The sequence below is a fragment of the Pseudomonadota bacterium genome, assembly GCA_023229365.1.
Classification (GTDB): domain Bacteria; phylum Myxococcota_A; class Polyangia; order JAAYKL01; family JAAYKL01; genus JALNZK01.
This window is the reverse complement of the sequence record JALNZK010000158.1, coordinates 1-10,306: the sequence shown is the minus strand read 5'-3', so window position 1 is coordinate 10,306 and position 10,306 is coordinate 1. Positions and strand designations below refer to the sequence as shown.

Annotated in this window: 15 protein-coding genes; 13 read left to right on the top strand and 2 right to left on the bottom strand. The window is 70.7% G+C overall.

What is annotated here, in order from left to right; all coding sequences use genetic code 11:
- On the bottom strand, positions 1–510 hold a 510-nt coding region (locus M0R80_28920), incomplete at its 3' end, for a purine-nucleoside phosphorylase (GenBank protein ID MCK9463661.1).
- Positions 511–636: 126 nt separating this feature from the next.
- Between M0R80_28920 and M0R80_28915 the strand changes: the two genes are divergently transcribed.
- Complete coding sequence (locus tag M0R80_28915; GenBank protein MCK9463660.1) at positions 637–1,038, top strand: hypothetical protein; 402 nt, start codon at positions 637–639, stop codon at positions 1,036–1,038.
- Positions 1,039–1,041: 3 nt separating this feature from the next.
- Here the strand turns inward: M0R80_28915 and M0R80_28910 are convergent, their stop codons facing one another.
- Positions 1,042–1,857, bottom strand: coding sequence for a TIGR02266 family protein (locus M0R80_28910; GenBank protein MCK9463659.1), 816 nt, complete (start codon positions 1,855–1,857; stop codon positions 1,042–1,044).
- An 87-nt stretch (positions 1,858–1,944) separates the two neighbouring features.
- Here M0R80_28910 and M0R80_28905 point away from each other — a divergent pair, with 87 nt between their 5' ends.
- The 12 genes from M0R80_28905 to M0R80_28850 all read left to right on the top strand — a co-directional run.
- The gene (locus tag M0R80_28905) at positions 1,945–2,583 is read left to right on the top strand and encodes a glycerol-3-phosphate acyltransferase (protein MCK9463658.1); all 639 of its coding nucleotides are present in this window, start codon (positions 1,945–1,947) and stop codon (positions 2,581–2,583) included.
- Positions 2,580–4,391 carry a DegV family EDD domain-containing protein gene (locus tag M0R80_28900; protein MCK9463657.1) on the top strand — a complete coding sequence of 604 codons (1,812 nt, stop codon included), beginning with the start codon at positions 2,580–2,582 and terminating at the stop codon, positions 4,389–4,391. Before M0R80_28905 ends, M0R80_28900 begins: the two co-directional genes overlap by 4 nt.
- 91 nt (positions 4,392–4,482) lie before the next feature.
- Complete coding sequence (locus M0R80_28895; protein ID MCK9463656.1) at positions 4,483–4,719, top strand: hypothetical protein; 237 nt, start codon at positions 4,483–4,485, stop codon at positions 4,717–4,719.
- The gene (locus tag M0R80_28890) at positions 4,716–5,105 is read left to right on the top strand and encodes a type II toxin-antitoxin system VapC family toxin (GenBank protein MCK9463655.1); all 390 of its coding nucleotides are present in this window, start codon (positions 4,716–4,718) and stop codon (positions 5,103–5,105) included. The genes M0R80_28895 and M0R80_28890 overlap by 4 nt, the downstream gene beginning before the upstream one ends.
- Before the next feature lie 105 nt (positions 5,106–5,210).
- Positions 5,211–5,564 (top strand): zinc ribbon domain-containing protein, encoded by a 354-nt coding sequence (locus tag M0R80_28885; GenBank protein MCK9463654.1) that lies wholly within the window; start codon positions 5,211–5,213, stop codon positions 5,562–5,564.
- Between the two features lie 89 nt (positions 5,565–5,653).
- A complete protein-coding gene (locus tag M0R80_28880; protein MCK9463653.1) occupies positions 5,654–6,160 on the top strand; it encodes a hypothetical protein in 507 nt (168 codons plus the stop codon).
- A gap of 19 nt (positions 6,161–6,179) precedes the next feature.
- Positions 6,180–6,863: a site-2 protease family protein gene (locus M0R80_28875; protein MCK9463652.1), complete on the top strand. Its 684-nt coding sequence runs from the start codon at positions 6,180–6,182 to the stop codon at positions 6,861–6,863.
- 10 nt (positions 6,864–6,873) lie between these two features.
- The gene (locus M0R80_28870) at positions 6,874–7,671 is read left to right on the top strand and encodes a segregation/condensation protein A (GenBank protein MCK9463651.1); all 798 of its coding nucleotides are present in this window, start codon (positions 6,874–6,876) and stop codon (positions 7,669–7,671) included.
- Positions 7,668–8,423 carry an SMC-Scp complex subunit ScpB gene (gene scpB, locus M0R80_28865; GenBank protein MCK9463650.1) on the top strand — a complete coding sequence of 252 codons (756 nt, stop codon included), beginning with the start codon at positions 7,668–7,670 and terminating at the stop codon, positions 8,421–8,423. The genes M0R80_28870 and scpB overlap by 4 nt, the downstream gene beginning before the upstream one ends.
- The gene (locus M0R80_28860) at positions 8,420–9,136 is read left to right on the top strand and encodes a pyridoxine 5'-phosphate synthase (GenBank protein ID MCK9463649.1); all 717 of its coding nucleotides are present in this window, start codon (positions 8,420–8,422) and stop codon (positions 9,134–9,136) included. Before scpB ends, M0R80_28860 begins: the two co-directional genes overlap by 4 nt.
- The gene (locus M0R80_28855) at positions 9,133–9,522 is read left to right on the top strand and encodes a holo-ACP synthase (GenBank protein MCK9463648.1); all 390 of its coding nucleotides are present in this window, start codon (positions 9,133–9,135) and stop codon (positions 9,520–9,522) included. The genes M0R80_28860 and M0R80_28855 overlap by 4 nt, the downstream gene beginning before the upstream one ends.
- Positions 9,509–10,306 (top strand): NAD(P)H-hydrate epimerase (locus tag M0R80_28850; GenBank protein MCK9463647.1); only part of this gene is annotated, 798 nt, incomplete at its 3' end. The genes M0R80_28855 and M0R80_28850, both read left to right, overlap by 14 nt.

Genomic DNA, 10,306 nt, shown 5'->3' with positions numbered 1-10,306 from the left:
CGCGCCGCGGAGCCGCGGATCCCAGGCGTCGGTCATGTCCGGGAACCGCGGGCCGCGCGCCGAGTCGTTCGGGCCGCGCAGCGGGTTCAGCCCGGTCAGGTTGATGTGATCCTCAACCGCCATGAGCTCGCCCGCGCGGAACGCCGGGTTCAGGCCGCCGGCCGCGTTCGTGAGCAGCACGGTCCGCGCGCCCCATGCGATCTCGGCGCGCACCGGCCGCACGACCTCCTCCGGCGCGTACCCCTCGTAGCAGTGCACGCGGCCGAGCTGGAACAACACCTCGACGCCCATGAGGACGCCGCGCCGCATCTCGCCGGCGTGCCCTTCCACGGTCGAGCGCGGCCACCCCGGGATCTCCCCGAACGAGACGCCCCGCGCGTCGTCGAGCGCCGCGGCCGCGACGCCGAGCCCCGAGCCGAGCACCGCGACGACCTCCGGCGGATCCCCGAGACGATCCTTGAGGAAGCGCGCGATCGAGTAAATCTCGTTCCATTCGTTCTTCGCCGGCATGATCGAAACTGTGTCCGAACCAGCGCCGCGGCGCAATCGGAAAACCGCCTCCGTTTTCGAGGAGGCGGCTGGATCTCCGCGGGCCGGGCGTGTACTCTGGGCGCGGGCAGGTCAGGGAGGGAACGAATGCAGGTCGGCGGGAAGGCGGCGCTCGCGGTCCTCCTCGCGCTCGGGCTCCCCGCCCTCGCGGGGTGCGACGAGGACGAGAAGGCGCACGCGTGCGAGATCGGGCGCTCGATGGGCGCCGGCTACCCCTCGGCGTGCGTGCCTGCGGACGGCTGCGACGACGGCTCGGTCTGCGGCGCGATCAGCCCGACCCACGACGTCGGGATCTGCGCGAAGCCGTGCGAGTCGGACGACGACTGCGCGGTCGATTTCGAGTGCTCCGGCGTCGGCCGCTGCATCCTCGAGAGCGACTCCCTGGACGAGACGCTCTGCGCGTACACCTGCGACGTCGATGAGGACTGCCCGATCAACATGATCTGCTCGGGCTACTCCGGCCTCAGCCTGTGCTACCCGGATCTCTGAGGTTCAGTCCTCGTAGAAGATCGGCTGGCGCACCTCGAGGAAGCGGTTGATCGCCTCGACCTGCTCCGGCTCGAGGGCGCCGAACTGCACGCCCATCCCCGGTATCGCGTCCGGATCGTTCCTGTTGATGTCGCGCACCCAGCGCACGACGCCGTCCACGGACATGACCGGGCCGCCGGGCAGACGGAAGTTCACGTTCACCGCGGTGCCGATCGCGGGCACGTCGTAGGTCGCCACGAACAGGCCGCCGGACGAGACGTCGCACGAGAAGCCTGAGTAGAAGTTCGTGTCGGACTGGATGCCGATCTCGACCTCCACCTCGCGCCGCGACGCGACGCGGCGGTTCAACGACATCGTCTCGCGCGGCTTCGGCGTCAGCGCGATCGGCTCCTCCGGGAGCGGGGCCGTGGCGCGGCGCCTCGTCAGCGGGAGCGGCTCCTCGACCGCGCCCGCTGGCGCGCGCCGGACGAGCGGGAGCGGCGTCTCGTCGGGGGGGACGGCGAGCGCGGCGAGCAGCGGGAACAGCACGGCCAGGGCGCGCGCGATCGACGCCGTCGCGGCCTCGAGCTCCGGGCGGGAGGAGCACGCGTCCTGCATCTGGCGCAGGGCGGTGCGCAGGCTGTCCATCGCCCGCGCGACGGGCCCGGGCTCGGTCAGCCCCTCGACCTCGGCCGTGTAGAGGGAGCGGACCGCCGCGGCGAGGTGCCGGCTCGCGGACGGGGCGCACGGCTCGGCGTCCAGGTTCTGCATGAGCGCGAGCGCCCCCGCGATCAGCCTCTTCGCCCGACCGACCTGCTCGACGATGTGCGCTTCCGGCAAGCCGCACCCCCTTCGCCCGAGCGTACCAGACCCGGCGCTCTCGAGGCCATCCCCCAATTCCCCGTTTTCGGGTATCGTCCTCGCCGCATGCCCGCGCTCACGACAACCTGGCTCCTCGCGGCGGCAGGCGCAGCCGCCTTCGCCTACGCGCTGGGATCCGTGAACTTTTCGCTCGTCGCGGCGCGGCTCCTCGGCCACGGAGACCTGCGGAGGCACGGGAGCGGCAACGCCGGCGCGACGAACCTCGCCCGGGTCGCCGGCAAGACTGCGGCGATGACGGTGCTCGCGCTCGACATCGCCCGCGGCGCGGCCGTGATCTTCGCCGCCTCGGCCCTGGGCCTCGATCCGCTCTCGCCGCTCGCCGCGATCCCGCTCCTCCTCGGCAACATGTTCCCGGTGTTCCACGGCTTCCGCGGCGGCAAGGGGGTCGCCGCGGCCGTGGGCGCGATGCTGGTCGTCTCCCCGTTCACCGTCTTCGCGGGCGGCGTCTTCTTCTTCATCGCGTTCGCGGCTTTCCGGATCGTCTCCCTCGGCTCGATCTGCATGATGCTGACCTACCCCGTCTCGGCCTACCTGTTGGGCGGCAACGGCTTCGACGTGTGCGCCGCAGGCGCGCTCGCCCTGCTCATCGTCGTGTCGCACCGCAAGAACATCGCGCGGCTGGTCGCCGGCAACGGGCCGAGGTTCGGCAAGAGCGCCACGCCGCCCGGGGAGACCCCGCCGTGACGCCGCGGGAGATCCTGTACGAGGCGATGCTCGCCGGCGCCGCGGATCTCAGGCGCCGTGCCGCGCTCCTCGATCGCATCAACGTCTTCCCGGTGGTCGACGCCGACACGGGCAAGAACCTCTGCCGCACGATCGACGCGCTCGCCGCCGCGATAGGATCGCGCTCCCCGGACGTCGGTCGCGCGCTCATCGAGGGCGCGCGCGGCAACTCGGGCATCATCCTCGCCGAGCACCTCGTCGGCGTCCTCGGCGCGCTCGACGGTGCGGATCGTTTTGACGCCGGGGCGCTCGCTGCGGCGCTGGACCGCGGTCGGGATCTCGCCTACGGCGCGGTCGCGAAGCCGGTCGAGGGGACGATTCTCACGGCGATGACGGCGCTCCCGGCGATCGTCCGGGAGCTCGGGCTCGTCCCGGATCTCGGCGCGCACCGCGAGCTCGAGCTCCGGCTCGCCGCGGTCGTCGCCGACACGCCGAGGTTCCTGCCGCGCCTCGCCGAGGCCGGCGTGGTCGACTCGGGCGCGCTCGGCTTCCACGTCTTCGCGTGCGGCGCGCTGCTAGTCCTCCCGGCGCTCGCCCTTCCGGACGCGGGGCTCGCGGCGATCCGCAGGCGGCGCGGCGGGATCGACGAGGCCCCCCTCGGCGGGATCGCGGAGCGGATCGAGCCGCGCTTCCTCGCGGACGCGGCGCGGGCGAAGGAGCTCGACGCGCGCTGGTGCGTCGACGCGGTCGTCGAGCTGGGCAAAGAGGCGGACGAGCGGCTGACCGAGGCGCTCTCGGCGATCGGCGGCTCCGTGGATGTGGCGCGCTCGGGCTCGGTCCTCAAGCTGCACGTGCACTGCGAGGCGCCCGACGCGGTGCGGCGCGCGGCACAGCGGCTCGGGGCCGTGATCTCGTTCAACGCCGACGACATGGCCGCAGGGCTCGTGCGCGCCGGGGCGCTCGCGGCGTCCTCCGCGAACGCCTCGGCTCAGGCGCTGCGCGTCGCCTCCGACTCGTCGATGTCGCTCGACGACGCGCTCGCGGCCGAGTGGGGCGTCGCGAGGCTCGAGAACTACGTCGGCGCCGCCGGCGCCATGCTGCGCGACGCCGCGCTCGATCGCGCCGTCCTCTTCTCACGGATGCGCGCAGGCCACACGTTCACGACCGCCCAGGCTTCGCCGGCCGAGGCGCGCGCCTTCGTCGACGCGCTGCTCGCCCCTCCCGGCCGCGCCGTGTACCTCGCGGTGGGCCGCGCCTACACAGGCACCCAGGATCTCGTCCGCGCCGCGGCGGCGGGCCACCCGGAGCGCGACCGGCTCGCGATCCTCGACACGCGCGCAGCGTCGGGCCAGCAGGGGCTCGCGGCGCTCCTGACCGCCCGCTTCGCGAGGAACGCCGCGAGCATCGACGAGCTCGTCGCGTACGCTTCGCTTCAGATCGCGACGTGCCGCGAGTACCTCGCCATCGAGTCGCTCGAGTTCCTGGCGCGGACGGGTCGGGTCGGCCGGATCAAGGCCGCGTTCGCGGGCGCGCTCTCGGTCCGGCCGATCGTGGGCCACGGCGGCGACGGCGCGATCACCTGGGCCAAGGTCCGATCCGAGGACGCCGCGATCCGCGAGGTCGTCCGGCGCGTCGCCGCGCACCCGGGCGAGGGCCGGCTCGTCGCCCTGCTCGAGTACACGGACAACGAGACGCGGGTCCGGGAGATCGGCGCGATCCTCGCGGCCGCGCTCCCGTCCGATGCCGAGATCCTCTACAGCCCGCTCTCCTCGACGTCATCCGTTCACATGGGCCCGGGCACGTGGGGCGTCGCGGTGTCGCGAGAATGAAGGCGCGTGCCACCCGATGCGGAAAGGTCTAGATTCAGGCATACTCACGATTGGAACGTCGCGGAAGCGGCGTAGGAAAAGGGTGGAGGTCATGCGAGTCGTGGACGGGCTGTATGATGGCAAGAGCGTTCACCCCATGGAGCGGGTCAACGCCAAGCCGAACACGCGGGTGAAGATCACCTTCCCCGACGAAGAGGCGGCGGACGAAGCGGCGCAGACGTCCGCTCTCGACGCGGTCGCCGGGTGCCTCAAGTGGAGCGGCTCCGCGAAGACGATAGAGGAGATGGACGAGGCGATCGCGCGCGGCGCCAAGGAGCGGCCGTCGTGATCTCACTCGACACGAACGTCCTCGTGCGGTTGCTGACGAGAGACGACGAAGCACAGTTCCAGAAGGCGTATGCGCTCTTTTCAAAGCGCGAGGTCTATATCTGCGAAACCGTGCTTCTCGAAACCGAGTGGGTGCTCCGGCACGCCTACGAGTATCCACCTGCGGAGATCCGCGGCGCCCTGCGGAAGGTGATCGATCTCCCCAACGTCTCCGTCTCGGATCCGCCGCGGGTCGCGCTCGCGCTCGAGTGGCATGAAAAGGGGCTCGACTTCGCCGACGCGCTGCACCTCGCCGGGAGCCAGCACACCGAAGGAATGGCGACGTTCGACAAGAAGCTCATAGAGCGCGCGTCCGATCTCGGGTCGTGTCCACCAGTCGCTCTCTGATTCGCCCGCTCTCATCCGGACCGCGTTCCATGAAAACGGCAATTTTCGCGTTGCGCCGAAAAACCACCTTTGCCATACTTGACGCATCCAATTGAGGTGCGTTTTATGTCTCGAGAGTCTCTCACATTCGTCTGCCAGAGCTGCGCGGCGCTCGTGCGCCACCCCGAGGAGGCGGGCACCGACTCCCGCGCGCGGCGCAGCGGGAGCTTCTGCCGCCGTTGCTACGGGAACGGCCGATTCGTGGAGCCGCGGCTCACGCTCGAGGAGATGATCCGGCGGGTCACCGACGACCTCCGCTCGCGCGGGATGAGCACCGCGTCGATGCGCGCCGAGATCGCCGAGACGATCGCCGGTCTCGAGCGCTGGCGCGCCTTGGAGGGGTGCGGCCGGCTGCCGAGCGACATCCCCACGCAGAAGACGCCGCAGATCGTCGTCTCGAGGAAATCCGAGAGGCGATAGAGGCGTACGTTTCGGTGGTTCCACCGGTTCTTCTAGTGTACATTCCGGGTGGTTTCGGGGCGGCGGGCGGCCGCCGGGAGGAGCCGGGGATGAGCAGCGACAAGGCACCAGACAAGGTCCGCGCCAATGACGGCACGACGCTGGACATCGCGGTCGACGAGAACGAGGCCCTCCCCCACGGACTGAACCGGCTGCGCTCCGGTGTGATCGCGGTGACCCAGGTCTTCTGCCCCAACGGCCACAACCTCGTGACCGCGGAGTCGGGCGCGCGCTTCAACGGCTTCCCGGGGATCTCGATCATGGTCGAGGGCAGGAACAACAAGGGGATCGTCGTGCTCAGCCCGATCCACGGGGACGACACGAAGTTCGGCGACAACGACTTCGAGCCGGGAGAGCTGACCCGCGTCACCTGCCCGCAGTGCGGCGTCGAGCTCCCGCCGGTGTCGCCGTGCGGCTGCACGCCCGAGTCCCAGCTCGTCGGCCTCTTCCTCGACGACGATCTCGTGGAGGGGAACCAGGTGGCGATCTGCAACGTCTGGGGGTGCCTGCGGTCGCGCATCATCGACCGCTTCCAGATCATCTCGAAGCTCGACTGACCGAGCCGGAGGCGTTCGCTTGGGCAACTTCGACGCCACGATGATCCGGGACATCGTCATCGTTCTCGTGCCGATGATCCTCTCCCTGAGCGTTCACGAGTTCGCGCACGCCTGGTCCGCGCACAAACTCGGCGACGACACGGCCTTGTCCCAGGGCCGCATGACCCTCAACCCGCTCGTGCACATCGACCTGTTCGGCCCCATCCTGATCCCGATCTTCTCCGTGGTGTTCGGCGGCATCGGCCTCATCGGGTGGGCGAAGCCCGTGCCCGTGTCGCCGTACAAGTTCCGCCGCACGGTCACGATGCGGACCGGTATGATAATCACCTCGGTCGCGGGGCCGCTGTCGAACCTGGTGCTCGCGTTCGTCACGGGCGGGATCCTGGTGTTCCTCGCGAGCCGCGGCCACGGCGGGGCCGAGGCGAGCGCGGGGCTCGCGGACAAGGGCGCGATGTCGCTCGATCTCCTGCTCGGCCGGATCTTCCTCATGAACATCGGGCTCGCGGTCTTCAACATGCTGCCGATCCCGCCGCTCGACGGGAGCCGCCTGCTCCCGCAGTCGTGGCAGGAGAAGCTCGCGCGGTTCTCGCTCATCGCGTTCTTCCTGTTCATCATCGTCATCAACTTCGCCGGAGGCCTCCTGAGCGGACCCGTGTACTTCATCGGCGGGGCGATCGTGCGGTTCTGGTCGATCTTCTTCTGAGGGGGCGGCGGTGAACGAGCAACCTATCAGGGCGGTGGACGGTCAGTACGTCGTGAGCCTGCAGGTCTTCGAGGGCCCGCTCGACATGCTCCTCTACCTGATCCGCAAGCACGAGCTCGACGTCTTCGACATCCCGATAGGCTTCATCACGCAGAAGTACCTCGAGATGATGGACCTGATGCAGGAGATGAACCTGGATCTCGCGTCCGAGTTCATCGAGATGGCCGCGCAGCTGACGTACATCAAGTCGCGGATGATGCTGCCCGCCGATCCGAACGCCGAGGACGACGCGGCCGGCGAGCCCGGGCCGGACCCCCGCGAGGAGCTCGTCCGCGCCCTGCTCGAGTACCAGAAGTACAAGACCGCGGCCGAGGCGCTGGCCTCCCTGCCCCGGACCGGGCGCGACACGTTCACGGCGCCGCCCGTCGAGCTCGCCGCCGAGGAGCGCGATCTCGCGCCGCCGGGGCTGTTCGCCCTCATGGAGGCGCTGCAGAAGGTCTTCGCGCGCATCGGCGCCGGGGACGGCTCGCGAGAGATCTCGGTGACGCGCATCTCCATCTCGGCGCGCATCGCCCAGATCTACGACATGCTCCGGCTGCGCAAGCGGATGCCGTTCCTCGAGCTGTTCGAGGGCCACGCCGCGCGGGGCGACGTCGTGATCACGTTCCTCGCGATCCTGGAGATGACGAAGCTCGGCCTGACGCAGCTGCACCAGGCCGGGCCGGAGAGCGAGATCCACATTTCCGCGGCGGCGGACCAGGAAGACGCCGTGAAGATCATCGCGGAGAGCAACGGAGAGGAAGCATGATGGGCGAGGAAGAGAACCCCGCTCCGCCAAAGGAGCAGGAGCAGGAAGACGCCAAGGAGCCCGAGGTCGCGGAGGCGCCCGCTGCGCCTCTCGACGAGGTTTCGCAGGATGATCAGGACATCGAGCAGGACGAGGAGTACCAGGCCCAGGTGCGCACGATCGCGACCGAGGAGGTGCTCCTCTCCCGCCTCGAGAGCCTGATCTTCGCCTACCCGGAGCCGATCTCCGTCCGCCGGCTGGCCAGGGTCCTGTGCCTCGACGGGAAGCGGGTTCGCGAGCTCGTGCAGAAGCTGACGGCCTCGTACGAGGGGCGGGGCATCCTCCTGTCCGAGGTCTCGGGCGGCTTCCAGTTCCACACGAACCCGGAGAACGCGCCGATCGTCCGCGCGGCGATCAAGATCAAGCCGATGCGCATGAGCCGCCCGGCGCTCGAGACGCTGGCGATCGTCGCGTACCGCCAGCCGATCACGCGGGTGGACATCGAGGAGATCCGGCGCGTCGACTCGGGCGGCACGCTGAAGTTCCTCTTCGAGAAGGGGCTCGTCCGCGTGCTCGGGCGGAAGGAGGAGCCGGGGCGCCCCATGATCTACGGGACGACCGCGGAGTTCCTCGCGCTGTTCGGCCTAAAGTCGCTCGCCGACCTCCCGTCCCTCCACGAGTTCACCGAGCTGTGGGACGAGCACCGGGAGCTCGTCGACGAGCAGGAGCCGGAGCCCGAGCTCCAGGACAAGCCGGAGCCGATGAAGCCATGACGAGACTGCACGTGAACGTCGACCACGTGGCCACGCTGCGCCAGGCGCGAGGCGCCGCCTATCCGGATCCGATCCCGGCCGCCTCGATCTGCGAGACGGCCGGCGCGCAGGGGATCACGATCCACCTCCGCGAGGATCGCCGCCACATCGTGGACCGGGATCTCGAGCTGATGCGGAAGGTCGTCACGACGGTCCTGAACCTGGAGATGGCCGCGACCGACGAGATGGTGGGGATCGCCTGCCGCGTCCTGCCGGACATGTGCACGCTCGTGCCGGAGAAGCGCGAGGAGCGGACGACCGAGGGCGGCCTCGCGGTCGTCAGGGACGCCGTGGCGCTCGGGGGCGCCATCGCGAAGCTCAAGGGCGCCGGCATCCGGGTGAGCCTTTTCGTCGATCCGATCCGCAAGGAGATCGAGGCGAGCCGCGCGGCCGGCGCCGAGGTCGTCGAGCTGCACACCGGCGAGTACTGCAACGCGCCGCGGGATCACGTCGGGCGGGAGCTCGAGAGGCTGCGGGAGGCGGCGGCGATCGCCGCGGATCTCGGGCTCGACGTGGCCGCCGGGCACGGCCTGCACTACCACAACGTGCGCCCGGTCTCTGGGATCCATGAGGTGGCGGAGCTGAACATCGGCCACTCGATCATCGCGCGCGCCGTGTTCGTCGGGCTCGAGGCCGCCGTGCGGCAGATGCGCGAGGCGATGGGGGAGACGTGATCGTCGGGCTCGGAATCGACGTGTGTCCGGTGTCGCGGATCGCCGAGATCCTCGCGCGCCACGGCGCGCTCTTCGCGGATCGGGTGTTCACGGCGGGCGAGCTCGAGCACGCGGGGAACGGCGTGGTTCGCGACGAGCGGCTCGCCGCGCGCTGGGCGGCCAAGGAGGCCGCGATCAAGGCGCTCGGGGCGCCGGAGGGGCTCAGGTGGCACGACATGGAGGTCGTGAACGACGCCGGGGGCGCGCCCTCGCTGCGGCTCGACGGCGCCGCGCGCAGCCTCGCCGACGCGCGGGGCGTGACGCGCGCGCTCCTCAGCCTGAGCCACGCGGCGGGGGTCGCGGTCGCGGTCGTGATCCTCGAGGGAGGTGATCATGGCAACGGTTGAGCGCTGGGACGATCGCCTGTTCATGACGCGCCTCCAGATGCGCGAGTACGACAGGATCGCGATCGAGGAGCTCGGGATGCCGGGGCCGGTGCTCATGGAGTGCGCCGGCCGCGGCGCCGCGGGCGTCGCGCTCGAGATGCTCGGCGGGGAGAAGGGGCGCGCCGTGGTGCTCGCCGGGCCGGGCAACAACGGCGGCGACGGCTTCGTCGTCGCGCGCCACCTCCTGAACTCGGGCCACGCTGTGGACGTCTTCCTCGCGGCGGAGCGGGGCGGCGTGAAGGGCGACGCGCTCCTCTACCTCGACGTCCTCGAGCGGATGGGCGCGACGGTCGTCGAGGTGCGCGGCGGAGCGGATCTCGCGGCCGCGAAGGAGAGCCTGCGCGAGGCGGACCTCGTCGTCGACGCGCTGCTCGGCACCGGCGCGACGCGGGCCGCGGACGGCCCCATCGGCGCGCTCATCGACCTCGCGAACGACGCCTCGGCGGAGGTGCTCGCGATCGATCTCCCGTCCGGCCTGGACGCGGACTCCGGGCGCCCGCTCGGCAGGGCGATCCGCGCGACCGCGACCGCGACGTTCGGGCACCTGAAGCGCGGCCTCGTCGTCCAACCCGGCGCGGAGCTGTCGGGGAGGGTCCACGTCGTGCCGCTCGGCGTGCCCGCCTGCGTGTCGCAGGAGGCCGGAACCGACGGCGCGCTGCTCGGGCCGGAGTCGCTGTGGGCGCTCGTGCCCCGCCGCGATCCCTCCGCGCACAAGGGGACGTTCGGCCACCTGCTCGCGATCGCG

Excerpts from the sequence above, each read along its gene's own strand:
- scpB (MCK9463650.1), top strand. The coding sequence starts at position 7,668 with ATGATGGGCGAGGAAGAGAACCCCGCTCCGCCAAAGGAGCAGGAGCAG.
- M0R80_28895 (MCK9463656.1), top strand. The coding sequence starts at position 4,483 with ATGCGAGTCGTGGACGGGCTGTATGATGGCAAGAGCGTTCACCCCATG.
- M0R80_28860 (MCK9463649.1), top strand. The coding sequence starts at position 8,420 with ATGACGAGACTGCACGTGAACGTCGACCACGTGGCCACGCTGCGCCAG.
- M0R80_28905 (MCK9463658.1), top strand. The coding sequence starts at position 1,945 with ATGCCCGCGCTCACGACAACCTGGCTCCTCGCGGCGGCAGGCGCAGCC.
- M0R80_28880 (MCK9463653.1), top strand. The coding sequence starts at position 5,654 with ATGAGCAGCGACAAGGCACCAGACAAGGTCCGCGCCAATGACGGCACG.
- M0R80_28885 (MCK9463654.1), top strand. The coding sequence starts at position 5,211 with ATGTCTCGAGAGTCTCTCACATTCGTCTGCCAGAGCTGCGCGGCGCTC.
- M0R80_28915 (MCK9463660.1), top strand. The coding sequence starts at position 637 with ATGCAGGTCGGCGGGAAGGCGGCGCTCGCGGTCCTCCTCGCGCTCGGG.